General features: G+C 37.0%; 25 protein-coding genes. 2 read left to right on the plus strand and 23 right to left on the minus strand.

What is annotated here, in order from left to right:
* Positions 1–22 precede the first annotated feature (22 nt).
* The 23 genes from EZ456_RS01975 to EZ456_RS02085 all read right to left on the minus strand — a co-directional run bounded on the left by EZ456_RS01975 (position 23) and on the right by EZ456_RS02085 (position 23,998).
* Entirely contained in the window at positions 23–1,015 is a 993-nt protein-coding gene (locus tag EZ456_RS01975; RefSeq protein ID WP_131526828.1) for a glycosyltransferase, read from the minus strand.
* Positions 1,012–2,154: a glycosyltransferase family protein gene (locus EZ456_RS01980; RefSeq protein WP_131526830.1), complete on the minus strand. Its 1,143-nt coding sequence runs from the start codon at positions 2,152–2,154 to the stop codon at positions 1,012–1,014. Before EZ456_RS01980 ends, EZ456_RS01975 begins: the two co-directional genes overlap by 4 nt.
* Positions 2,151–2,855, minus strand: a complete 705-nt coding sequence (locus EZ456_RS01985; RefSeq protein WP_131526832.1) for a hypothetical protein — start codon at positions 2,853–2,855, stop codon at positions 2,151–2,153. The genes EZ456_RS01980 and EZ456_RS01985 overlap by 4 nt, the downstream gene beginning before the upstream one ends.
* The gene (locus EZ456_RS01990) at positions 2,852–3,832 is read right to left on the minus strand and encodes a glycosyltransferase family A protein (protein ID WP_131526834.1); all 981 of its coding nucleotides are present in this window, start codon (positions 3,830–3,832) and stop codon (positions 2,852–2,854) included. Before EZ456_RS01990 ends, EZ456_RS01985 begins: the two co-directional genes overlap by 4 nt.
* A complete protein-coding gene (locus EZ456_RS01995) occupies positions 3,829–4,644 on the minus strand; it encodes a glycosyl transferase (RefSeq protein WP_131526836.1) in 816 nt (271 codons plus the stop codon). Before EZ456_RS01995 ends, EZ456_RS01990 begins: the two co-directional genes overlap by 4 nt.
* Before the next feature lie 122 nt (positions 4,645–4,766).
* The gene (locus EZ456_RS02000) at positions 4,767–5,783 is read right to left on the minus strand and encodes a glycosyltransferase family 2 protein (RefSeq protein ID WP_131526838.1); all 1,017 of its coding nucleotides are present in this window, start codon (positions 5,781–5,783) and stop codon (positions 4,767–4,769) included.
* Entirely contained in the window at positions 5,784–6,947 is a 1,164-nt protein-coding gene (locus tag EZ456_RS02005) for a hypothetical protein (protein WP_131526840.1), read from the minus strand.
* Entirely contained in the window at positions 6,925–7,779 is an 855-nt protein-coding gene (locus EZ456_RS02010) for a hypothetical protein (protein ID WP_131526842.1), read from the minus strand. Before EZ456_RS02010 ends, EZ456_RS02005 begins: the two co-directional genes overlap by 23 nt.
* Positions 7,779–9,188 carry an MBOAT family O-acyltransferase gene (locus tag EZ456_RS02015; RefSeq protein WP_131526844.1) on the minus strand — a complete coding sequence of 470 codons (1,410 nt, stop codon included), beginning with the start codon at positions 9,186–9,188 and terminating at the stop codon, positions 7,779–7,781. The genes EZ456_RS02010 and EZ456_RS02015 overlap by 1 nt, the downstream gene beginning before the upstream one ends.
* A gap of 7 nt (positions 9,189–9,195) precedes the next feature.
* Positions 9,196–10,314 carry a DegT/DnrJ/EryC1/StrS family aminotransferase gene (locus EZ456_RS02020; RefSeq protein ID WP_131526846.1) on the minus strand — a complete coding sequence of 373 codons (1,119 nt, stop codon included), beginning with the start codon at positions 10,312–10,314 and terminating at the stop codon, positions 9,196–9,198.
* Between the two features lie 3 nt (positions 10,315–10,317).
* Positions 10,318–11,070: a class I SAM-dependent DNA methyltransferase gene (locus tag EZ456_RS02025; protein WP_131526848.1), complete on the minus strand. Its 753-nt coding sequence runs from the start codon at positions 11,068–11,070 to the stop codon at positions 10,318–10,320.
* Between the two features lie 4 nt (positions 11,071–11,074).
* The gene (locus EZ456_RS02030) at positions 11,075–11,503 is read right to left on the minus strand and encodes a cupin domain-containing protein (RefSeq protein ID WP_131526850.1); all 429 of its coding nucleotides are present in this window, start codon (positions 11,501–11,503) and stop codon (positions 11,075–11,077) included.
* Between the two features lie 2 nt (positions 11,504–11,505).
* Positions 11,506–12,180, minus strand: a complete 675-nt coding sequence (locus EZ456_RS02035) for a class I SAM-dependent methyltransferase (protein ID WP_131526852.1) — start codon at positions 12,178–12,180, stop codon at positions 11,506–11,508.
* Between the two features lie 9 nt (positions 12,181–12,189).
* Entirely contained in the window at positions 12,190–13,113 is a 924-nt protein-coding gene (locus EZ456_RS02040; protein ID WP_165501213.1) for a hypothetical protein, read from the minus strand.
* 26 nt (positions 13,114–13,139) lie between these two features.
* Complete coding sequence (locus EZ456_RS02045; protein ID WP_165501214.1) at positions 13,140–14,162, minus strand: glycosyltransferase family 2 protein; 1,023 nt, start codon at positions 14,160–14,162, stop codon at positions 13,140–13,142.
* 4 nt (positions 14,163–14,166) lie between these two features.
* On the minus strand, positions 14,167–15,420 hold the full coding sequence (locus EZ456_RS02050) for an ABC transporter ATP-binding protein (RefSeq protein WP_131526858.1): 1,254 nt from the start codon (positions 15,418–15,420) through the stop codon (positions 14,167–14,169).
* Positions 15,421–15,473: 53 nt separating this feature from the next.
* The gene (locus EZ456_RS02055) at positions 15,474–15,845 is read right to left on the minus strand and encodes a four helix bundle protein (protein ID WP_131526860.1); all 372 of its coding nucleotides are present in this window, start codon (positions 15,843–15,845) and stop codon (positions 15,474–15,476) included.
* A gap of 104 nt (positions 15,846–15,949) precedes the next feature.
* The gene (locus EZ456_RS02060) at positions 15,950–16,804 is read right to left on the minus strand and encodes an ABC transporter permease (protein WP_131526862.1); all 855 of its coding nucleotides are present in this window, start codon (positions 16,802–16,804) and stop codon (positions 15,950–15,952) included.
* Positions 16,797–17,990, minus strand: coding sequence for a glycosyltransferase family 4 protein (locus tag EZ456_RS02065; RefSeq protein WP_131526864.1), 1,194 nt, complete (start codon positions 17,988–17,990; stop codon positions 16,797–16,799). The genes EZ456_RS02060 and EZ456_RS02065 overlap by 8 nt, the downstream gene beginning before the upstream one ends.
* On the minus strand, positions 17,980–19,767 hold the full coding sequence (gene asnB / locus EZ456_RS02070; protein WP_131526866.1) for an asparagine synthase (glutamine-hydrolyzing): 1,788 nt from the start codon (positions 19,765–19,767) through the stop codon (positions 17,980–17,982). The genes EZ456_RS02065 and asnB overlap by 11 nt, the downstream gene beginning before the upstream one ends.
* A 373-nt stretch (positions 19,768–20,140) precedes the next feature.
* Positions 20,141–20,644, minus strand: a complete 504-nt coding sequence (locus EZ456_RS02075) for a UpxY family transcription antiterminator (protein WP_131526868.1) — start codon at positions 20,642–20,644, stop codon at positions 20,141–20,143.
* Positions 20,645–20,783: 139 nt separating this feature from the next.
* Positions 20,784–23,192: a GumC family protein gene (locus EZ456_RS02080; RefSeq protein WP_131526870.1), complete on the minus strand. Its 2,409-nt coding sequence runs from the start codon at positions 23,190–23,192 to the stop codon at positions 20,784–20,786.
* Positions 23,192–23,998, minus strand: coding sequence for a polysaccharide biosynthesis/export family protein (locus EZ456_RS02085; RefSeq protein ID WP_131526872.1), 807 nt, complete (start codon positions 23,996–23,998; stop codon positions 23,192–23,194). The genes EZ456_RS02080 and EZ456_RS02085 overlap by 1 nt, the downstream gene beginning before the upstream one ends.
* 507 nt (positions 23,999–24,505) lie before the next feature.
* Here EZ456_RS02085 and EZ456_RS02090 point away from each other — a divergent pair.
* Both EZ456_RS02090 and EZ456_RS02095 read left to right on the plus strand, forming a co-directional pair.
* A complete protein-coding gene (locus EZ456_RS02090) occupies positions 24,506–24,874 on the plus strand; it encodes a hypothetical protein (protein WP_131526874.1) in 369 nt (122 codons plus the stop codon).
* A 318-nt stretch (positions 24,875–25,192) separates the two neighbouring features.
* Positions 25,193–25,513: a hypothetical protein gene (locus tag EZ456_RS02095; RefSeq protein ID WP_205945007.1), complete on the plus strand. Its 321-nt coding sequence runs from the start codon at positions 25,193–25,195 to the stop codon at positions 25,511–25,513.
* Positions 25,514–25,626: the final 113 nt, after the last annotated feature.

Here is a 25,626-nt window from a genome sequence, read left to right on the forward strand (position 1 = left end):
TTACTCATTTCAATAATCGGGTTTAGGTTAAACTATATACTTTATTCAGGATTGAGCTCATTTTTTCTGCACTTTTTTCTAGAGATAGGTTTTCCAGTATGTAATCCCGTGGCGAGAATTTAGAATGGTTCAAGGCCGCGTAGTACATCGGAAATTTGTGGTAAAACTCGTTTAGGTTTTCAAATTTATCCCCACAACGTTCATCAAAATAGGGTACTGATGTTGCTTTTACCGGAGCTGTTTCGCCCCATTCAAACCGGCTAGGATCCAGCCATAAACCTTGGTTCCAAGCCAGTATTGGCACGTTCATGGATAATGCTTCTTGATAAGCTAAACCTTGGCTTTCGTGTTCGCACAAAAAAATCATTCCTTTACTACGGGCCAATAATCCCTTGTAGGTTTTTATATCGTATGCTCCATAAACTATTAGCTGATAGGAGATCTGTTCTTTTTCCAAAAAAGCGACAATCGGTTTAAGTAGATTTAAACGGTTTTGTTCCTGATCCCATAAAAACTTAACATATATCAAAATATCTGTTTTTGGTTCACTCGGCTTTGGCTTCCAAAATTCTGTATCAATTCCGGCAGGCCATATGCTGCATTTACTTTTACCAAACCATTTATTGTAGATGTCGGCAGTCCATTTAGAGTGCTGTAAGTAAGTAGCAACAGGGTAATCCACAAACAAAGTTGGCCAGTTTGATGGGTGAGTCATCAAGCCAATGCCAGCAACGAGCTTATTTGTTTGGTGGTATCCGTTTAAGGCCTGTAATCCTAAGCCAAGTACAATAATGTGATCACGCTCGGTAATTTGGTCGAAAGGGACATTGGTTAAATAAGGTTGTTTTACAAGATCGAAAGCTTTGCAAAGGTTTTTAAAAACTAGCTCTAAACTACTTATTCTTTCGCCTCTTATCACTTTTCTCATCGTGGGCAAAATATACCTGTCTCCCCAAAAGAAACGGTCTTTTATTGGCGGTTTAATAAAATAAATAATTAAACGTGTGCTGCTCAAGTTATATGCTCAATAATTTTTTGGATTGAAGTGCTGATCGAATGATCGGATAGCGCTCTTTTCTGCCCAGCTTCTCTTAATTGCATCCTAATTTTTTCATCTGCCAGTAACCTGCTGCATTGTTCGTCCAGTTCTTCGGCACTGGTGTATGTTACAATCTCCTTTCCGGTTTCGTATAGTTCATCAATGCCTTCGGTCCATTCGGTTAAATAACAGGCCCCGAGCATTGGTGCTTCAATATCCCTTAAGCGCGAGTAAGTATTTGGTTTTTGCAAAGGATAATTAAAGCTGGGATACCGGTTAACCCCAATGGTGATATTGCTTTCTTTGGTGATTTTGATATAGTTTTCAAAATCGGGTTTACCTTTAAAAAAACGATTCAGTGCCCATGCTGATGGCGCTTTGTAAGAACGGGATCTGATTTTATTGGCATAAGCATAAAACCCATTTTGCCGTATAAAAGCTAACTGGTTTAAAATTTTTTGCCTGGCCGAACTTGCAGATATAGTTGAAAGCCGATCGTTATTTAGCCAATCGCTTCCGTAGATGTTAACTATCCGTTCAGGATTATGCTTAATTAAGGTGTCGAATAGTATATGCCGTTGGATATCTTTTGATCCGATAAAAGAAACCTGATTATTTTCAGTTTTGTTAAATGACCTATATTTTGGCTCAACCCACATTGGCATGGGCAGGTTAAGGTAGTTTAACCCGGCTTTTTGATAAAATTTAATGGCTTTATATTCTGGTACCCAGTTCAGGTCGAAAACATGAAATGCTTTAGGCACCGAGCGGTAAAGCCGAACATGATCACAAAAAAAATTGACACAAAACACACCCATTTTTTTTAGTTCGCGAATAGCACTTTCATCTATTTGCTGCGGGTATAAATAGCTTAGAAATAAATCAGCACCCTTCTCTTTAACCTGTTTTAGCACCCTACTCCAGGTAAAACTTTTCCAATCCTGAAATTCCTGATCAGATTGTTGAACGAGGCCCCGCGCCCAATCAACATCATCACATTCAATATATTGGCATCCGGCTTCAGTAATGCCATTTTTAATATAGTATTCCCAAAAGCTGTATGCAGGTATGGGATGTTGGATTTTTGATTGTAAGAAGGAAAGAAAAATTTTCATTCTTTGATAATGCTCTTGTTTTCGAATCCGGCAATAGTGCCACTAATACCTATTTTGTCAACATATTCGGTGTGGTAGCCAGCATATTTCAATATTCTGGCGCCTGCAAATTCGACAGCAGCACCGCGGGTGATATTAAAAACTGGATTTATAAACTGTTTGACAAAGTGGATTAAGCTCCGTATACCAACCACTCTTTGTTCATAGGCGAAAGTTTCATTCAGGGTTTTAAGTAAAAAGTCTTCATAAATTTGCTTATTTCTTACAAAATAACCCCTTGTAGAAATGGATGACCTTTTAGTGCCCAAGTGGTATGCCCTAACTTTAAAATCATATGCTTCATCAAAATTGGTATTGAAATTTTCGTTGGGTAAATAGCGTGCACTGATTTTAAAAATGGGTTCGTTCTCAGGTAAAATATCCAATGTGGCCAAAAGCATAAAAAATTCGTTTATGCCTTTATTGATAAATTGATACTGTTTAATGTGTATCACCTGAACAGCTTTGCAGGCTGATTTAATTACATCCAGATTAGCAGAGACAGAATTATCAACCAGGATAATTTGGCTAAAATTAAAGTTTTCAAGCGCCTTTAAGGTCAAAATGGTTTGCCTTTCCCGCTCTTCGTGGGTAAAATGGCTCCGTTTTGATTCCCCTTTTTTTTCCTCTGGATATAAGCATGAGGATACAATTGCTATCATGCAAGTTTAGTTTTAAATGCCATTAATTTTCTTGTAACCTTCCAGCCCAATAGGTAGTTAAGAGTTTTGGCGAATTTACTACCTCCTACATCTACGCTAAACTTACGATCGATGGGGGGTAATTCTGCTAATGCTTTGGCCGAAATTGTGGGGTAATTGGGGTAACTTAAAACTGCTACATTGTGCAAAAGCCTGTAAATGGCAAAGTTTGCATCGTACGAACCTGTTCTACCTAACAATTGTTCCTTTTTAGATAATGCAGACTCAAGTAGGCTTTGATAGGCGGATTTAGTTTGACTGGCAGAAAGGTTTTTAGCACCTGCAGATTTTCTATAATAATTATATCCTTCAGTTTTTACTATTCCTTTTGATTGGAGAATAACTCTTGAGAAAAATTCCCCATCGTCATCCAGTGTTAGGTTTTCGTTCCAAAAACCAGCTTTATCAATAATCTTTTTTGGGGTAAGCCAGGCATTGGGCTGTACCATAGCCCCTTTATTATCTAAACCGCCCCATAGCCGGGTTAAAAAATAAACAGGATCATCCGTACTTTTGATAAACCTTTCTTCATACGCTGAAGGCAACAATATAGAAAGCTGATCTTCTTTTTGAAAATGAATGGTGCTGCAAACCATTAGTTTATCAGGGTTTTGAGCGGCAACTAGCATCTGTTGCTCAATTTTATCTGCTGAAATAAAATCATCTGCATCCAAGAACTGAATATAGCTGCCCTTTGCTTCCAACACACCTTTATTTCTTGCCCTTGCTGCTCCACCTTTTTTTAACGAAAACAGCCTGATGTTTTCTGCGCTGTAGGCACTGGCCAACGCTAAAGAACCATCTGTAGATCCATCATCTACTAAAATAATTTCGATTTCTGGCCAGCTTTGTGTAATAACAGATTCAATGCATTTATTTAAGTAAATAGATGCATTATAAAATGGAATAACTACAGTAACCAGATCTTGTTTAATCATTTAGCTTTTAAACTTTTCCAGGCCGAAATGAAATACGGTTTTTTAGATAAATCCACGTAGTGATGAAGCGTTCCTTCTTGTTTTTCGGTCTGTTGGTTGCTCGGGTTTACAATATATTCTTCTTTTGGCAAACGTTTTTCGTTCCCTTCAGATGAAACAAGCATGGCTGTTAAAGCCTGTTCTAAAAAATAAGAGGTTCCTTCTTCATTTTCTAATGCGTGTATCCAATGTTCTATTTTATCCCAATCGATTATTGAAGAATTAAACCCGATAAGGCCAACATTGAGTTTTTTGGTGATTGGCGAAGCACACAGTTGCTCCATTAATGAAATAGAATAACCATAAGATTGCGTACTATCTTCAATATTGATGATATTTTTCGGCTTTTTAAGCCAATCTATTACGGCTAAGGGTTCTTTCCAGAATAACATATCCGAATCCAGTACCAATTTGTAACTGTTAGGATGATAGGTGTGGATATCGGTTAGTTTTTTTAAATGGTTGTAAATTTTTCTTTTCTGTCTAATTATGGGATACTTATTTAGCGGAAGAATGGCATTGAGGTTTTGGTTAATTTGCTGTAGGGTAACTAATTCTGCCCCAGGCAAAAGTTTTGCAGCTATTTCATTAAGTTCTGCATCAAAAGTACCATCATCCATCAAAACAAACTTAAATTTTTCGTTGGTGTGCTGAGTTAAGGACCTGATACAGAAAAGGGTTTGAAATAAGAACTGCTTTCCGGTAAGGAAATAAACAGGAAGGCCATCGGGGTAAGAGTAAACAGGGGCTAATCTGTACGCTTCGGCTTTCATCTGTTTGGATCCATTAATCATTTTCCTGTATTGCATATGGCCACCAAATCGCTTCACTAACCGTAAATACGATTTCGGCTTTCTGTACAGCCCATCAATAATCAGCTGTATTTGCTTTTGCTTCAGGAAATTAAAATATTTTTGATACACCCTAAACTAAATCTGTTAAGTCTTTTTGTTGGCTTTTCCCAAATTCCCTTAAGTATTAAGCCAAGTTTTTGCTGTTTTGGATACAAACTTGAGGCAATGGTATTTATATGGGACATCCATCTCATTCGGTCAAGGCCAGTTTTTGCCAACCGCGAAATTTTTAAATTTCCATGTTCAATATAGTACTGATAAATCTTATAGATTTCTTCTACAAATTTATCCTGATCTTTTAAAGTCTTAGACAACTCATGTAGCCTAAAATTAACTAAGGTATTGGCGGTATAATTAACTGTTGGGTAATTTTCCAGTATGGTTAAGATGAATTTAGTATCAAATCCAAAATGTAAATTTTCATCTATCGTTTGGTTTTGGATCAGTGCTGTTCCTAGCCATACCCCAGGCTGATGAAAGTTAAAACTTCCGTTCTGTGCAAAATAATTATCTATATTCAGTCCCGTGTTTTTGATCAAGCCATAGTAACTATCGTCAACATTCTTACTATCCTCATCTTCCTTAAAATTATTTACCGACCCTGCAATAATCTGATCAGTGCCCCTAAAGCACATTCCCAGCTCAAATAATGCTCCATGTTCAAGAAAATCATCGCTATTTATCCAGTTAAATAAATCGCCGCTAACCAAATGCAAACCCTTGTTAATGGCGTTTGCCTGCCCATTATCTTTTTCTGATACCCAATAGTTGATAAACTGACTGTATTTTTCAATAATTTCTTTACTATTATCAGTGCTTCCTCCATCTATAATGATGTATTCGAGGTTAGGATAGTTTTGAAGGAGAATTGATCTGATGGTCTGCTCCAAATATACACCCTGATTATAGCTTGGTGTAACAATCGATATTTTTGGCCAGTTTTTTTTAATGCAGTAAATTTTAGGATCTACCTCTATATCCCATGGCCAAGCCTTCAAATTTTTATTTTGTGGTAATTTGCTTAACAACCCATTATTTTCGGTAATAAGATTTTCCATCTAATGGTTTAACAGTTGAGATAAAAATTGATCAACAATATGGCTTGCCATTAGGCGCTCCTCGAAAAACTTAGTGCAGTTAGCAGCATCAATCTTTTTTAGGCTTCCGTTTAAAATATGAAAGGCCAGGTTTTTTTCTGGCGTAATTAATTCGCCAATTTTGTAATCCGCTAATATAGATAGATAACTGCGGCATGGGGATAATAAAACAGGCATGTTTTGAGATAAGAAAGCGGAGAATTTGCCCGATGATAAACCTATTTCTTTAATGTTCATCCCTGTGAAAATACCAGTATCCGGAACATACATTACAATTCCATAATCAAAGCAGCTTAAAAAGCTTAAATAATCGTTATAATCTTCGAAAACATCATCATGTACAATTACGTTTTTCCCTTGGACTTTAAGCGCATTTAATTTGATAAAAACTGGGTTTTCGGGATGGAATTTAGCTTTACTGTGAATAAGTATATATTGATTTGGGGGCAGCCCGTTTTCAATGGTATCAATAATCTGATTAATGCCCGACCACTCTGCCACACTACCAGTGTGTACATAAACAGTATCGCTCTGCTGAAGGCCAAAGTCGGTTTTTTTATACTTTTTGCCTTGATAATTTTTATTGATGATGGGATATACGGGAATAAGGAACCAATTGTTAAAGTGTTTAATTCCGTTTTCTTTTATTAAAAACTCTTTCCTGATTTCATCTTGTATGATAATTGAAGAGATTATTTTACTGTATTTCGATTCTTCCTTTTTTAATTTAACCAAGGCTGCATCTGCTGCAATTTCACTTTGAAAAAAGATTTCAAAAGAGCAGTAGTGGATATTTAAATTTTTATTGAACATCTTAATCCGGCCGGTGAGTACCAAACCAGCAGGATCAACTGCGATTAGATGTTTGATTTTGTTTTTTTTGATAACAAAGAACATGCTCCAAAAAACCCTGAGGTAATGCAAAAGTTTGTTGGGCCTTCTGGGAAAGATTAGGCCATTGGGCACATCAGCATAAAAGACATGCTTAAATTCAGCAGGGATTTTACTGTCTCTATTGTTGTTGAACAACATTACCTGTACACCTTTTTTACCGAGTGCTTCAATTATCCCATACAAAGTGGGATTAGTAAAAGTATCGCGATTAAAGGTTACGATCCCAATCATTTTTATTCTTTATTAAAAAATTGGCCAAAAAGGTACTGTATTTTTCTCGGCTGCTTTCTACTAGGTGGTTCCCATCGTAAGTTTGCAGTGCATTTAAATTTGGGTAAGGAGGAATTCTTGATGCCTTTTTAAAATACAGCTCAACAAAACGTTTGGTTTCGATATTACGTTTGGTACTCCACATTTTGGGATGAGCAGGCAATTCCATCATATAGATTTTAACCCCATGTTGTTCAAAATAATCAACATACTTTTTAATTTTTTCAGCCGATTCTTTAATCTGTAAAGTATCTACATATTTGTTTTCAAACTCCATGTTCCTGCCCATGTTGTATGAAACATACTGCATGGCCTCGTTAAAATTAATTGCATGTGTTGTTGATGATACTTGCCCTGTTAACACATTTATTGGATGATTTTTTTCCTGTAAAAAGGGTAAATAGTTTAAAAAAATGCTGTAAAGTGGGCTTAATGCTGGCCTAATCAGGTTTTCGTCAAGGGGCCGTTCTAACCAGTTTGTTTCTAGTATAATGGCTTTCGGCAGTTTTTTTTTCTGCTTTATCAAAGCTAAGCCGGTAAGGCTTCCACCACCAATAAAATTTAAAGTAGTGCTACGTTTATTTAAGCCCGGAAGGGTTAAACCCTCAGACATTGAACTGCCGACTATTATTACATCATAATCTTGGTTACCGAAGTGAAAATCTTCAGCGCGGATCTGGTTTTCCTGTAAATAGCTGTAATAACTGGCTTTAACTGGATACACCTTTAAAAATAGGGTATAGGCCAAAACAATGATAATAAACAAGAAAGTAACCTTTAAAATAAAGCGCATTAAAACCTGAAATAGATAAAGTTACCACTAAAGCCTGCATTTGATAGGATCAAAAATAACAATACGGCGTATAAAAATGGCTCTAACTTATTGATTGTTAATGTGTACCTGTTCCTTAATAAGTAAAGAATGTAATAAAATAAAACAGGCAAACAATAAAAGAAAACGTACCACTCTCTATTGCTCAGTGTAAAACCATGCCAATAAGCAGGGGCCAATGCTTTATAAAAATTAACGACTTCATGAATGGTTAAGAGTTTAAAAAACAGCCAGGCAAACGATACAACCGTAAAAACCAAAATTACCTTTAAAGCCTTATACCAAGTGGTATTATTGGGTTTAAAATAGTTACTGATGAGCCTTTCTATGGCAATCGCTAATCCATGAACTGTGCCCCATAAAGCAAAATTCCACGTTGCACCATGCCACAGGCCGCCTAAAAACATGACAATAAATAAGTTGAAATAGGTTCTGAGTACACCTTTTCTATTGCCTCCCAGTGGAATATATAAATATTCTTTTAACCATCTGGAAAGAGAAATATGCCATCTTGTCCAAAATTCAGAAAAACTTTTCGAAATATAGGGGAAGTTAAAATTGTTAATGAGATCGTAACCCAGTAGGCTGGCCAAACCCAGGGCTATTAACGAATAGCCAGCAAAATCGGCAAAGATTTGAATCGAATAACCAAATAGCAGGGTAATTAAAGTTATGGGATGATAAATTTCGAAAGGATAGATCAGGTCTGCTGTAATATCCTTTAAATTATCGGCAACAACCATTTTTAGAAAATACCCAAGTATAAGCTGCTTAAATACTTTCTCCCAGTTAATATTTTTAAAGTATTTAATCCCGATTTGCGGAATAAACTGATCCGCCTTTAAGATAGGGCCGGCTATTAAATGTGGAAAAAAAGAAATAAATAAGCTGGAGCGTATAAAATGGCTATAAAAGCTTTGGTTCTTGATGATGCCTTGCACTTCTTTTTGCTTATAAGAATCGACCAATAAGCTAATCCCCTCAAAGGTGAAGAATGAAACACCGATTGGCAGTGGGACTAATATTAAAAAATGGAAAAAAGGTTGTGCGTGTAAGCTACTATCAATAAAAGTTAAGGTAAATAGCTTGATATATTTGAAAAAGAATAGAGTAGCTAAATTAAAAGCAATACCCAAAAAAAGCCAGGCCTTTACATTTTGCTTTTTATCGGTACTTACTTTATAACTGATAATGGTATTGACCAAAATAGAAATTAACAGTATTGCGGTAGCTTTCCAATAAGCTGTTCCATAGAAATATGTACTTACAATAACCAGGAATGGCAATTGCCATTTTTTAACAAATGGCAAGTAATAGATTGCAAATACCGCAACAAAGAAAAAAACAAAAGAGAGCGAGTTGAACAGCAAAACTAGTTTATGAAATTATTGCTTTTAATACTTCTGTTACCCTAACTAATTCTTCTTGCTTCAGGCCAAGTCCACTTGGTAAATAAAACCCGTTATTGGCCAATTCTTCGGCAACGGGGTACGATTCATTTTTAAATAAACCCATGTTCTGAAAAACAGGTTGTTGGTGCATGCACCAAAAGAATGGCCTGGTACCAATTTTTTCTTTGGCCAGCCCTTCAACAATTTTTTCTTTAATTTTAATACCTGGAGCCACAATACCGAAAACCCAATTAATGTTGTGTGCAAATGCTGTGCTGGGTTTTGGTAGGCGAAAACCCAACTCGGTTAAAAAAGAAAGCTGTGTTTGATAGGTATTGCCAATATCTTTTTTTATTGTTAAAAAGTGGTCAATCTGTTCTAACTGTGCTAAACCAAGTGCGGCCTGTAAGTTGGTCATCCTGTAGTTCCATCCCAGTTCGTGATGAACAAATCTAGGTCCGTTGGGTTCAAAGCAAAGATTCCTTAGTTTTCTGCATCTTTCAGCCAGTGCTAAATCGTTGGTTAAAATCATGCCTCCCTCTCCGGTGGTAATGTGTTTATTCGGATAAAAACTAAAAATACTCAGATCGCCAAAACTGCCACATTTTTGCCCGTTGTAGGTTTGGCCATGCATTTCTGCGGCATCCTCAATAATTTTTAGCTGATATTTTTTAGCCAGTTGGAGTATGGGGTCCATATCAACCGGTAGCCCATAAATGTGTACAACTAAAATGGCTTTTGTTCTCGGCGTAATTTTAGCTTCAACCTGCAATACATCCATATTCCAGGTAATGGGATCGCTATCCACCAAAACAGGTACTGCACCGGCAGTAACAACTGATTGAGCTGGCGAAATGATTGTAAAAGTTGGCATAATTACTTCATCTCCAGTACAAATGTTTAAAGCCTTTACAGCAATATCCAATGCAGCAGATCCATTGCTCACAGCTACACCATATTTTGGCCCAATATACTGGCTAAATTCCTTTTCAAACTTAGCGATGAATGGTCCTTCACTACTAATCCATCCGGTCTCGATACATTCAGTCAAATATTTTAACTCGTTGCCATTAAATAGGGGAGTGTTAACGGGAATTGGATTCATGTATTAAATTTTTTTAAAAATGTAGCACACGCCCCAAGTATCTACTGAAGGAGCCGCTTGGGTTAAAAATTCTTCCGAATGTAAAATTTCGAACTGTGTAGCGAAAGCCAAAAGTTCTATTTCTGGTTTGCTAAAATGGCGCATGGGGTGTTTTTCGGAAAAGACGGTTCTGGTTCCTGATTCTATGTCAGTAACTTCTATATCGTAGTTTACCTCTACAACATTCTGCTCTGGATAAATTATTGGCTTTGCATTTCTAATTACACTGATCTTCTCATTGCTAAGCTGTTTTGTCCGTTTTTCAGGAACTAAAGCGTGCACAGCGGCACTGTGCCAAACATCAAAAATAAATAATCCGCCTTGTTTTAAGTGTCTATGCACATTTTGAAAGGTATGAATTAGATCTTGGTTACGATTTAAATAACTGATTACATGAAATAATGACAATGCAATATCGAATTGCTTATCCACTTCAAAAGTGCTGATGTCTGCAACCTGAAATTCAATATTTTCGCGCTTATTTTGATTGGCAATATTAACCATTTCGGCACTGCGTTCGATTCCGTAAATGTGATACCCTTTTTGGGAAAAGAGATTAGCATGCTTTCCGGTTCCGGAGCCCAATTCAATTACATTTTTGCTTTGTGGCTTATATTGTTTGATGAGCTGATCTATGTAATCGGTTTCAAGAGCATAATCTTTATCTTGATACAAAAGATCGTAGTACTGACTGTAGAGCTTAAAATTTTGCAGCATTATTTTAAGGGGTAATATTAATGTTATTGGGTTTATGGTCAAATCTTACCTTGTCTTCATCGCCACAATATGGCCCCTGTTTAATTTCGATCATTTCTGAGCTTTCCAGCATTTCAAAACCATGTCCGCCAGCAGCCAATAAAATTACATCTCCGGTGCTCACAATTCTGCTTTCCAGATAATTACGTTCATCATCATAAAAATCAACACGGACTTTACCCGATTTGATATAGAGTACCTCTTGGGTTAAGGTAACTTTCCTTTCTACCAAATTATGAACATGTGGGTCTATAATATATCCTTTGGGCCTATTCATGTAACCTAATTGCTGGGAGAAATCTCCAGGGGTGAAAAATTCGATACCGTCTTTTTTAAACTGCGCCCTCACAATGACAGCTAGTAGTTTAGATTGGTGGTATACTTGGTCTATCATTTCTAATTTTTTCTTTTTATATATACAATAAACTGATTTTCGTTCAATACGTGTACATTGTATTGACCAGATGAAATAATTGTTTCATAAACGGTTTTTACACCTGGATAGCTAAAATCATCAAAAGCAACTATGAGTTTTGGGTTAGCCGCGAACAAGGTTTCGCAGTTTTTCCAATCTTCTTTTACAACTATATAATCGTGGCAGCCATCAACATAAATCAAGTCTATTTTTTTTGAATTTGTTTTAATATAAGCAGGAAGTGTAATGGTAGTATCACCTTTAACAAGCTCATAGGTTTGTTGTGGAATAACCTGGCTTATTTTCTCATTTACCTTGGCAAAGGTATGTCCACCTGATTCAAATTCCCAGTAAGGAAAATCAGACAGATTGTATGCTTTATAATCTTCAGGATAGTGTTCTTCCAAGTATGTTATTTCGTCAAATAGATCAAAACCTACATAATTTATGTTCAGGTCAAAATAGGTTTTAAGCCAGCTAATTAGTGCAATGGCATTATCTCCTTTAAATACGCCTATCTCTAAAAAGCTGAAGCTATCTATTTTGTATTTGTTAACAAGATAAAAAGCTACATCATTTAAGTTCTTGCACTGTGTTAAACGAGGTAATGCCCTAACTTTTTTGAATCTTTTTAATACTTTTTTTATACCGAACATGGGCTGTTTTTAAGCTGTAATGTAAGTACTTCTTTCGTAATTTTTCCTATTCAGATAGTTTTTGAAAAAAGGGTTTGCTATCGTTCTGACCAACTTGTTTATCGCTTTCGAAAATAAAGCGTTTTTCCCCCTGAGTATGCCCCTGGAAGTTAAGAGAAATGCATTTCTATAATAACTTATATTAGTTCTATTAAGCGTTTTGTTCTTCGATGCCGCCCCATAATGTACATATGAGTTGTAATATGATATAGGGCAGTGGATAAAAATGAAGCCCTTTTGTCGTAAGTGTTGCTGAAAATAGGATGCAGAATCGTATGCTACTATTTGATTACTGCTGTTTATTTCTTCATAATAATAGTGAGAAATGTTACAGCGTTTAAATGCTTCCCGTTTGTAAATACAGAACCAAGTATGATTTCGTTCTTGTAATATTATATTTCTGTTACTGTAGCTATCATAAATAGGATGTGGGCTTGTTGCACTGAAGCAAGTGCTAGCTCCAATTAATGATGGACTTTTAGATAATTCACTTATAAGATAGAAGTAAAAGTCTGCATTCAATATTTCAAAATCAGCATCTACAGTGGCAATATATGGCGTGTCTATTTTTTTTAGTTCTGTGGTCCAAAGTTCATCACAAAGCTCGTTATAACCTTCAACCTGCCGGCTAACACCCTCTGGAGAAGTAACGATCTGTCCGGGATAAGGTTTTTCAGCCAAACTATTCAGCTTTTCTGTGTTATCGTATAAGGTTGTGTAAGGATAACTTGCCCATTTTTCTAAATAATAGCCTTTATTTTCTTCAGAGAGGTTATTCAAATAAATGTATAAAACGAAATCTTCTCCTCCAAAAGCTTGGTTCCGATTGTAAATTTTGTTGTAACTTTTGATCGCAAAATCTGCAATGATACAGTCTCTGTCGGTAACAAGCATAAAAAAAGTTATCTGTGGCGATTTCATTATGTAGATGGCAGTTGATAATCCCAATAATCATTTTTTAATACCCATTTTCTTACTTCAGCTTCCCGGCTAAAATGAGTCTGATGAAAATGATAGCCTGATTTTTCTGCTGTTGCTAGATTATCTATAATTGCTTTTATTTCTGGAGAAATATTTTTGTTCGTAGGCTGGGCAACAAATAAACGCTTTATCCATCGGTAGTATGGACGAATACGGTTTCTAAAACTTGCTGGTTTTGTTGATGTTTTTAAAGGATGCTTTCTTAAATCGGTATAAGAATTACAAACACCTTGGTAAAAGGCTCTTTTTTTTAAATATTCGATAGTTAACCTTTGCTTAGAAACATGGTGGTAAAGCATTAGGCCAGGGATGTATTTCGCTTTTAGTCCTTTTTCAATGGCCTTTAAGGTTAGCCCAGTTTCTCCATCACCTTGATATTGCTGAAGCCGATCGGGAATACAATCTGGATGAAAGCCACCTAAATCGATAAGGGTCTTTTTACGGATACAGAAATTAAGCCCCCAAACAAAGTTGGGATCTACCTCTATTTCACTATGACCAAAATCGAGCAGGCTTAGCCAACCGCAATATTGCCCTGTATGGCTATGCTGCCAAAAATGAGCAAGCCATTGTGGCGGGTCAACTTCGTAATTTGGTAAGCAAGGGCCAGTTGCCAGATGCAGATTCTTGTCGTTCAAAAAAGTTTCGGCAAGATTTTTTAGGTATTCCTGATTGAGTATTACATCATCGTCTAAAAAACATAATATTTCGCCTCTTGCTATAGCGGCTCCGTGGTGCCGGCCTGTAAGTAAACCAGGCATTGCGTCGTATCGATAAATCAGGTTTGGAATTTGCGTCTCGAATTGTTCAACAACTGCTTTAGTATTATCGGTCGAACCATTGTCTACAACAATTACTTCAGCGGGTATATGCCAGTCTTGTTTAGCCAAACTGGCCAGTGTTACTGTTAATTGGTTTGCCCGGTTAAATGTAGGAATAATGATGGAGATGATCAATTTCACTGATTTAGCTATAGCTGATCTGGAAAGAAGTGGGCGCCGAAATAAAACCATCACTTTTGTGGTACGGGAAAACACGGTTTTTAGTTGGGTTTTGCGCGATTTCAAACACTAAAATATCCTCTTGTCTGTTATATGTAACGGTATTTTGTGGGCCTATCCAAGGACTTATACTGTAAAAGCCCGGAACAAGGCCAGTGAGTTCAATTTTTAGGTCGAGATTAGCAGTGCCTTGGTTTATTTGTATAAAAGGAGCGGCAGATGGCATCGATTGAATAATGGTTTTGCCACGGTCGTCTTTAATGTCGAAAGTAATAAATGCAGGGGCATATTTTTGATCTGAAACAAGGCGGGCATTAATATTAAGCGTTAAATATGGTTGATTTCCGGTAATATCAATAGCAACGGATTCAAATCTTGGCGAAAGGTTTTCGTTGGTGTTTTTCCAAAGCAAAACTTCATTTTGGCTAAATTCTTGATAAATATTAATGGCTTCTTCTACACCTGAACTGATTTGTTTTCTGCCATTTTGCAATACAATTCCTTTTTGGCAGAGTGCGGAAACTGCATCCATATTGTGGCTAACAAAAAATACTGTTCGTCCTTCTCCCTTACTCACTTCCCCCATCTTGCCCAAACATTTTTTCTGAAATTCTGCGTCACCTACGGCCAATACTTCATCAATAATTAAGATTTCACTTTCTAAATGGGCGGCAACAGCGAAAGCTAATCTAACATACATGCCAGAACTATAGCGTTTTACTGGCGTGTCTAAATATCGTTCAATTCCGGCGAAGTCAACAATTTCTTCGAGTTTACGTTGGATTTCTTTTTTACGCATACCCAAAATGGCACCGTTTAAAAAAATATTTTCACGGCCGCTAAGCTCCGGATGGAACCCAGTACCTACTTCTAATAAACTTGCAATCCTTCCTTTTCCTGATATTTTTCCCGTTGTTGGGGCTGTAACTTTGCTTAGGATTTTAAGTAATGTGCTCTTACCTGCACCGTTCCGACCAATAATACCAACTGCATCGCCCTGCTCAATTTCGAAGTTAATGTCTTTTAAACTCCATACCACATCACTTTCACTTTTGGTATTTTGATTGTTACTTTCCCCAATCCACAAAAATGGATCTTCTTTACCGCGGATGCGCGCATACCAACGTTCCAGATCACGGCTGATTGTTCCAGTGCCAATCTGTCCTAACTGATAAGCTTTGCTTAGATTTTCTACTTTTATAGCAATGTTTTTTGACAATGTTTAGAGGTTAGGGTTTAGCGGTTATAGGAAAAAGGTTAGGGCTTAGGTGGTTAGGGGTTAGAGGCATTAATTTGTGAATTTCTGAGCCCACTCAACTTAATCGTTATGTTTTCAATTTTCGATCGGTACGTTAAATATTCTTCGTTGGTTATATAATCAAGGTCCATGGCTGCGATTAAATGATTTAGGGTTTCGAGCGTAGTAGTATAAGCCATATTTGTATAATGCGCTTTGTCTTTCATTGTGATTTTTCCTGATCCTTCAGCTAAACAGGCACCAATGCTGCTTACTGATCTTTTAATTTGGCTAATCAATCCAAATGTTTCTTCTTTAGGGAACTTTGCTGTTAGCAAATAAATAGATTTTCTAAAAGTTCTTGCAAGTTGCCAGACTTCTAATTTTTCAAATGAGTAGGTGTGCATATTCCTTATTTTTTTTTGATGAAATAAATAAGGGATGATTGCCATGGATATATGAAAGTTTCGTTAAAACTCAACTAACCAATAAACCCTAACCCCTAAACTCACTATACTGTATCAACAAAATTTCGTTCCACTTTATTAAAAACTACAGTACCAATCAACAATAAAATGATAGTCACAACTGTAGCATAACCCAAGCTAAACCAGCTAAAACTTCCCTGCCCCAGAAAGCCATACCTAAAGGTTTCAATAATAGGAGTCATTGGATTATACTCAATGATCCAGGCATAAGCAGGATATTTTTTTATGGCCTCGGATAGGGGATAGATTACTGTTGTTGCGTACATTAATAGCTGCACACCAAAACTAATCAGGAAAGCTAAATCCCTATATTTTGTGGTCATGGCAGATATAATCATGCCTGCACCCAAACCCAATAAAGCCATTAGTATTACAATTACCGGGAAAAGGCAAATGGCCCAACTGATATTAAAATGTGCGCCAGAAAAATAATAATAGGCCATTAAGATGAGAAATAATAGCATCTGTACACCAAAGCGGACAAGGTTGCTCACTACAATGCTTAAGGGCATAATTAACCTGGGGAAGTATACTTTGCCGAAAATACTGGCATTGTCTTTAAAAACAGAGGAGGTTTTGGTTAAACAATCTGCAAAATAATTCCAGGCGGTAATGCCGGCCATATAAAATAAGGGTTTCGGTAGGCTATCGGTTGAGATACCTGCAAGATTGCCAAAAATAAAGGTAAAGATAATGGTGGTAAACAGGGGTTGAATAAAGAACCAAAGCGGGCCTAAAATGGTCTGCTTGTAGAAAGACACAAAATCTCTTCTGACCAATAACACCAGCAAATCACGATAGGCCCAAACCTCATGCAGTTTTAAGTCAAACAAGGATGATTTTGCCTCAATGGTCCATTGCTGTTCTTCTTTAACCATAGCTATTCGGTTTATTTATCTGTATGTTTTTTTGTGGATACTGATTAGATGCTGTAGGATTAATTGAGCCTTTTAAAATCAAGTTTTTGACTGATTGAAGATATTGAGTGTATCCGAATGCCTCCATACATTTCTCCTGAAGATTTTTTTTCTCATTTTCAGTTTGGCTATGCTGTAGCAGTATAGATATGCTGTTTAAAATGCCTTGTTGATCGTCAGGATCAACCAATAGACCAAGCGCCCCGTTTTGAAGTGCATCTACACTACCATCTTTATTGCCGGCAATTACCCGAAGGCCACTGGCAAGGGCTTCGATAAATACAATTCCGAAACCTTCTTTTTTACTGGGTAAAATAAAAATATCAGATAGTAAAAAGTGTTCGGTAAGTTCGGCTTCATCAATAAAACCGATCATTCTGATATGCGCTTGAAGTTGGTTCTTTACAATTAAATCTTCTAATCGTTTCTTTTCTACAGCATCCCATTTGCCGCCCAATAGGTAAACCAGGTTTGGGTATTCCGCTAATAGTTGCGGCAGCAGCTCAATGGTATGGTCGTATCCCTTGTACTTCTCTGAAGAAGACAGTCGTGATAACGAAAACAGAATTAAGTTTTCACGATTTAAATGGTAGCGATCCAATAAACGCTGTGGTTTTTCGAACTGCTTAGGTAGATAATAAAAAGGATCAAGACAATTGTTTAGTACTTCAATGCGATCTGCAGGAATGTGGTGCATTTCCATAATTTTATCTGCAGTAAAATGGCTTACACAAACAATCTTATCTAGCTGGTTTAACATGTTGAGTTTGGAATCGGATAGCTTTTTCCAAATTTCTATGCCATGCGCCAATAAATAAATCTTTTTATGAGGATGTATTTTCTTGATGAAATAAACAATGTTGATTAAGTGGATATGGCTTAACAAAATCACATCTGCTTTTAAACCACTTAAAAAAGATCGCACCACGAATCGCTCCTTGTTTCCATTAAAACCATGAAACTGGTATTTGCTTAGGTACCTGGAATCGCGGTCGGCATTTTTATCATACATGGAATATACCGTCGATTGAACAAGCTCTTCCTCGCTTAAATCGTATAGTACACGAGATAAACTTCTGCAAACTTTTTCAATGCCGCCAGTAAAACTAAATGTTTTAAGGGTTAAAAATAAAACCTTAACTGGCATGGTATATTCTATATAAGGCTAGGGCCGAACTCCAGTGCAATTTATTTTCTCTAAAGTTTTTTATGAGCGATTTTGCACGCTTATTTGTATACCGGGATGGATCGGCAATGTCGCAGCTTTTTCTCATCCATTCCTGGAATGGGAAAGTAAAGCCCATTTTCGTTCTTTTCCAGGTTTCTACAGGTAAATCTTCTTTGTAAGCCTCTACCAGGAGTTTTTTTTTCTGTTCGTAACTAAACTTGATTTCTGTTGAGATGGAGAGAACCAGGTCAACAAAATTACGGTCTAGAAAGGGAACCCTCACTTCAACACCATGGCTCATGCTCATAAAATCGGTATCCTTTAACAACTGATTTTGCATATACATGTTCAATTCAAACCAACTCGCCCTTGTTTCGTTACTGGTTTTCTTTATTCCAGGGTGAAGTGGGATCTCTTCAAGACAATCGATAACCGTTTTCATATCGATGTCTAACAATTCGGCGATCACATCAGGCGAATAAACACCGCGTAAGCACAGGTATTCGCCAATAGGGGAATTTAAGCTGAGGTAATATAGCCGTTTAAACTTGGTGTTGTTGGAGAAACGCATGCTGCGCAAAACGCTTTTACTCAGCCAATTTAGATTTTGTATTTTATGGATCCGATCAAAGGATGGGTATCCCCCAAAAAGCTCATCCGCCCCTAAACCTGATAGTACCACTTTTATCCCATGTTCTTTTGCCGTTTTACAGACAAACCAGGTATTAATCCCATCATTGGTGGGTTGATCCATATCTGCTAAAACAGTTTCGAAATTCTGTACGAAATCGCGATAGGTAATAAGCTGTTCAATTTTTTGAATATTTATTTTTTGAAGTAGACTATTCCGCTGTTTTTTTTCGGAAAAGTCTATTTCATTAAAATTGGCAGAAATACTGGATAACTGTTTGTTATTATATTGATTAGCCAGTATAGTAATGATGCTCGAATCGAGACCGCCGCTAAACAGTACACCTATATCAACATCAGAAATCAGCTGCTGCTTGATAGAATTACCCAGCTGTTCGCGGATCCTTTCTATTGCATAGGCTTCGTTATGTATATAAGAAGTGTTTTCAAATTCATGGTATGATTGAATAAAATGTTCGGCACTTCTAATGTTGTACTTCAAAAAACAGCCTTTGCCCAGGCTACATACATTTTTGAGTGTAGTATAAGGTTCGGGGATATGACCAAAAGCAAGGTAGTAGATTCGCCAATTATCATTTTCCTGGTAGATATTAGCGTGTTTGAATGCCTTTACTTCTGATGCAAAGGTTAAAGTTTCGTTAGCGAAATGATAATACAGTGGTTTTATTCCGTTTTGATCTCGAACCAGGTACACACATTGTTCCCGTTTATCAAAAATACAGAAAGCAAAAATACCATCTAGTTTTTCGAAAGCTTTGTCTCCCCAATGCTGATAGGCATAAAGGATTACCTCTGTATCTGTTTGTGTTTTAAAAATATAACCTAAATTAATTAATTCAGTTCTAATCTGCCGATAATTATAAATTTCACCATTGTAGGTAATCACCAAATCTTCTTTATGGCTTACCATCGGTTGATGTCCGCCAGAACTAAGATCTAAAATGGCCAACCTACGGTTACCTAAACATAGGGGTGTTTTTTCAGCGGCATAAATGCCATGATCATCGGGCCCACCATGTTGCATACTATCGCACATGGCTTTCACCTGTTGATTAATTTTTTCGAAAGGATTTTTGCTATTGATGATGCCTGCTATGCGACACATTGTTTTTGTTATTGAAAAATTTTGACTATTTATTCTGCACCGGATACAGCTTCGCCCCCTCAGTTACATTTTATTTTCAAAATGAACTGATTATTTGTTATTTATCTTGTTAAGCCCCATCCCACATCTCACCTTTCACATCATCCCTCTTCCGTCTTACATCTCACATCTTTTTCTGCTCCTTGATATCGGCATGATGTCTTCCGACCTCTGACCTCGGACTTTCTCACCTCTCACATCATCCCTCTTCCGTCTCCCATCTCGAACCTCATCTCTCACATCTCAAACCTTTTTCTGCACCTTGCTATCGGCACTATATCTTCCGACCTCTGACCCCGGACTTTCTCACCTCTCAAATCTCACATCTCACTTCTCATAACGGTTCTACAAAAGCTATCGATGTATTAATATTTATCGAATAACCCATGTTTTGTAAACGTAAAATAATACGTTGCTTATTGTGTACCGATACCAATTCGGCAATTACACCTTTAAAAGGTCCGGCTTTAATCAATACCCTTTCACCTGGTTTAATATCATAATCAATGATTTCCAGATCAGCATCTGTAGCGAGCAAGAGTTTAAGATCATGAATTTGTTGGTCAGGGATAGAAGCGACTTGGTTAGAGAAATAAATAAATCTGGCAACACCATTGGTCATCAAAACTTCTGCATATTCTCTTGCCGAAATATACGCAAATAGATAAGATTTAATCAAGGGCTCCTCAACGATTTTTTTACGGTCGCTCCATTGCTTAACTGCCTTTTTAAGAGGTAAATAAGTTTGGATTCCCTTTCTGTTCAATTCCTCATTCGCTTTTTTTTCTGCTCTCGAACGTGTATAAACCGGATACCACCTGTAATTTTGATCTATCATGAGCTATACTATATCAACAATTAATCTCCATTTGCATCTTGTCCCTTAACCAATTAACGTTTCCATCATCCATCTTACTGCTTCCATTCCAAACCATCCTCCATCACTACTAACCCCTAAACTCTAACCCCTAAACCAATTAACCCTTTCTCTTCCAAAATTCCCACCAGCTCTTCTCATCATCGTAATAGCCACTTTTTCCATAGCCTGTATAATTAGAATAGTAGTACGTTCCGGTATTACTATGTGCATAATTGGTGGTATAAATGTTAGCATGTAACTTCTCGTTACCAAATGAATTTAGGATAATAGCAATGTTGTTAAGTCCATATTCTTTTGATAAACGATCAGGAATAGTGGCGGCTCTGAATTTGGAAACGCCTGAACGGATAATAAAGAGATTAATATCTGCCTTTCTGATGAGCGGAACAGAATCTGAAACCAAGCCTACAGGAGCAGTATCAATAATAATATATTCATAACTTTCCCTGAGCTTTTCAATAAGGGTTCCCATCGACTTGTGATGCAACAATTCTGAAGGGTTAGGCGGCACTGGGCCAGAGGTAATATAGTCGATATTATGCCGTTCATCGGTAAAGATGATATCGGCTAAATCGGCCTGTTTTGACAAATAACTACTTAAACCAATGTGGTTGTCGGAGCCAAAGGCATAGTGGAGTTTAGATTTTCGTAAATCTGCGGCAATCAGGATCACCTTTTTATCAATAATGGATAAGGTACCTGCAAGATTTAAACTCACGAACGATTTCCCTTCTCCTGAAACTTCAGAGGTAATACAAATTACCTTGGTCTCCTGATCGCTGGCCATAAAACTCAGGTTCGTTCTCACCGACCTAACCGATTCGGCAAATATAGATTTTGGTCGTTCTATCGATAAAACGCTTTCACCAAGGCCAACTTTTTTATGGTATTTTAAAATCACCCCAATAATAGGGGTTGCTGTTAAACCTTCAATCGTTTCAATATCATATAAATAAGGATTTAATATCCTGACCAATAAAATTAGGCCCAAACCCGTAAACAGACCCATAAATAAATAAGAAGAATAAATTTTCTTAGGCACGGGAGAAATCGGGAAAAAAGAAGGTTGTGCTGCGCTGATAATGGTAGCGCCCGAAATTACGGCTGCTGAGCTGATCTGCGCAGAGAGTTTTCGCTCAAACAACATCGAAAACATGCGTTGGTTAATGTCGAAGTTACTCTGCAATTTCGCAAAATCATTTTGTTTGGCGGGTATACTGCCCAGTGCCTGATTCGCCTGACCAATTTGCCCGTTAATGTAACTGATTGTTTTTTGGTTACGCTCATGCAATAGGCGAATGTTGGTTACAATAGCCTGTTTTACTTCATTAATCTGCCGATTAATATCCTGGATGGGCTGAGCATCGGCATTGAAATTCTGTAATTTGTTTTCTCTGTTAATGATAAGCCCATTAAGTTGCGTAATTAAACCCGTTAAGAGTGTGCTGTTGGTTCCTTCTAAGTTAAGGTTAAACTGGATCCGATCCCTATTGTTTTTTACCTGTGTTTCTAACTGTTGGATACCCAATTCTTGCAATTGTAATTCGGCAATCTGGTTTTGCAGATTGCTCAGTTTCGAGCTGCCCAGTTGTCGATCGCTAGTGGGATCGATGAGTTTATTGTCACTTTGAAAACTAGAAAGTTTGTTGCCCGATTTATTCACCTGTGCATCTAAAAACGCAATCTGGCTATCCAGGTAATCTATAGTTTGTTTGGCCGATCTTTTTTTAAGCGTTGCATCATTCTTTACATATTGTTTGATGATTTCATTGAGCACATTGGCAGAAAAAACAGGATTACTATCGGTATGGGTAACCCCCATAATATTGGTGTTTTTCTCCTGCTCAAATACATTTAGCCCACCAGCGGCCCGGCCATACAAATCTCTGGTTCCATTAAATTTGAAGCTATAATTACCAATAGCAGGGATTTCTGTTTTAACAGTGAAAACCATATTTCCCATACTGATGGCTTGCCCATAACGATATTTTTTCAAACGCTGATTGTTATCGTCGCTGGTAGACATTTCAAAGGTTCGGTTATCAACGGGTTTGACGGTATAAGTAGCCCTGCTGAAATTAACCGAATCTTGTGTTAAAATATCTACCTGAAAGGGCTGCTTAGGATAAAGTTCGGTTACCCTTACCCTTCCTTCTAAATAGTAGCTAATTTTATAATCAAGGTTCTTTAAGGCGTTTAAAATTACATCTTCCGAACGCATAATAATGCCTTCGGTTTGAATCTGATTCTGATTAAAAGGACGATAGTTTACAGGAGAGCCAGGCAGTGAAGCCATTTGTTGCTGCTGGTCGCCATCTAGTTTTAGCGAAGCAGAAGTAATGTAAATAGGGGTAATGCTCCGTACATAAATCCAGGCCATCACAAAACTAATCAATACCGTTGCGGCAACCCAATACCACCTGCTTAGAAAAATCAATAGGATTTTCCAATAGTTAATGGTCTGACTGGCTAACTTTCTATTTTCGGTTGGTGTAGTATTATCCATTAGCGGGTTAAGGTAAAGATTAATACGGCCAGATTGACCACTACAAGCAGAGGTTGTACGATATTATTAACACTTGTTAACTTTTCGCTTAATGCAGCGCTCTTGGTTTGTTGCAGTACAATAATATCATTATTCTGAAGAATCAGTTTTTTGCTGGCTAAGCTGTTGATATCGTTTAGGTTGACGTAGATGATTTCCGGGTGGCTTCTGTCGCCGCGGATAATTTTAAGGGTCTTAGGGTCTGCGGTTTTGTTAATACCTCCTGCTTCACCAATAATGTCAATGAGTGTCGTGTTTTCTCGCTCCAGTAAAAAATTCCCTTGTCTGCCAAATTCTCCCAGTAAGGTTACTTTTAAGTTCACAACACTTAGTTCGATAATGGGGTCGCGAAGGAGTTGTTTAGCATATAAATCCTGAATTTTAATGGCTGCGTCTCTTCTGCTTAAACCCATCACATCTACCTTCCCTATGGCCGGCAGGTTAACTTTACCATCAATATCTACCGGGTAGGAGAGTGTGTTGTTGATGCTACCTCCTGTTGTATTTGAACCAGTGCCAGCCGATGCAATAGCCCCAAATTCTTTGTTTTGTACGTTTCGGATGGCCAATTGATCGTTAACCTTTATTTTATAATAGGCATCACTAATACCTTGATCGTTTACCACATACACTTGTTTAATGGTATCAGTTACCACATCACTTGGGGCGTTAAATAGACTATGCTCTTTTCTGGCAGCACAGCTGGCAAGAGCGATGCTGATAGATAAAATACAAAGAAATTTTAAAATTGCTTTTCTCGGGATCATAATCTTAAATCGGGATGTAGGATTAAGCTTAGCGCTTACACACAAAAATATGGGTTAAAGATGCTTAAAAAAAATTAAATAAGAATTAAGGCTTCTTGATTGTCTTTTATGGTAGTAATGAGCACACTTGATTTTTTTACTCAATTGATTCTGGATATGTCTTATAAACAACACTTTTCGATTTTTAATTGTTTTATTTTCAGCTCATGATGAAGTATGTGCGAGCCCAACGCCGTTTTTTATGTTGATATAAATCAACGTAAAAGTTCGTTTATGTAGTTTTGATACTACAGTTTTGCGGTATATTTGTTATTATTTTATTTAAACTATAAAGTCGATCTACTGATTTTTACGGTTATTGAATAAAAAGTCTCTATCCCTATAATCTAATTCAAGCTGCATAACGCACCTGTTCAGGTGTTTTGTTTATGCGGATTTGCTATTGTTTTAGGGTTATTAGGGGCTGTTATTAACCAAAATGAATAACAACTAAGAGATAATTGGTGTATGAGGTGTTTGAGATTTTTTCTACTGGCTGTATTTACTTGTTTTATAGGTAATGTTCAAGCTCAATCTGGTTGCGTTGTTGGTGGGATGTATATTTATAACGTGCCAGATGGTACATTTGGAGGGGTGCCAGCCTTTAGGGTCGAAAATCCAGTCACTAGTTATGGTGTATTAACTTCGCTTTATTGTGTTGCCTATGGTGCACCTAGTACCTGTTATGTAAATAGTTCTAGTTATATGCCATCATATGGGACATTGGTAACTTATTCAGCGCTGCCTTGCCCGGTGGATGATTATATTCTTCCTATTATGGGGATTATGGGACTTCTCGCTTTTTACCAGATCAGAAATATCCCTAACTTAATTTAATTCTTTGATTGAAGATTTTATTAATTTTTATTAGTTTGATTAACAATGTGTTGGACTTTAAATAAATTAGATTATTACATTAGTATTGCAAAATGTGGCTCTAATTTCTGTCGAAAATTGTTTTAAAAGTCTAAAGTACTTATTAATTGGTATCAAAAACAACTTTTTTGTATTATTTTATTTACATTTCGGTATTCTTACGGTGCTTTTTTTAATCTTTGCGGTATATTGCTCCCGAAGATGCTCAAGATCCTATTTTTCCTTTTAATTACACTTGCCATTTCTCTAACCGCATCTGCCCAAACAGGTTGTTTAGTAATGAACTTTGATGCCTATAACAAGGTTTTTAACAATCATGAAACCGCAACGCAATTCTATACAGGCGATGGCAACAATTTTGTTTGGTGGGAGGGAGTGTGTGGACCACATACTTACTTAGCAACATCTGGTTCTTCGCAAGGTCCTTGTACTTTAAACGGTTCCTCAAAAACTGGGCAGATTTATACGATTTCTACAACATTTCAAGCTCCTTGTGGCTTACCCCTCGATGATTATGATGTTTTCTTGTTGGTTTTTGCAGGGATTTTAGGATTTTTGGTGATAAGAAATAAATCCTTGTTTATGAATAAGCTTTATTGAGATTTTATACTTTAAACCTCGCCTCTAAATATTCCTGCTTATTCTTCCTCATTAAATTACACGGCTTGGCTTTGACCTTGTTATTTTGAGACCTTTATTTATCTTTCAATTAT

Origin of the sequence: Pedobacter psychrodurus (assembly GCF_004331735.1) — a bacterium.
GTDB classification, from domain to species: domain Bacteria; phylum Bacteroidota; class Bacteroidia; order Sphingobacteriales; family Sphingobacteriaceae; genus Pedobacter; species Pedobacter psychrodurus.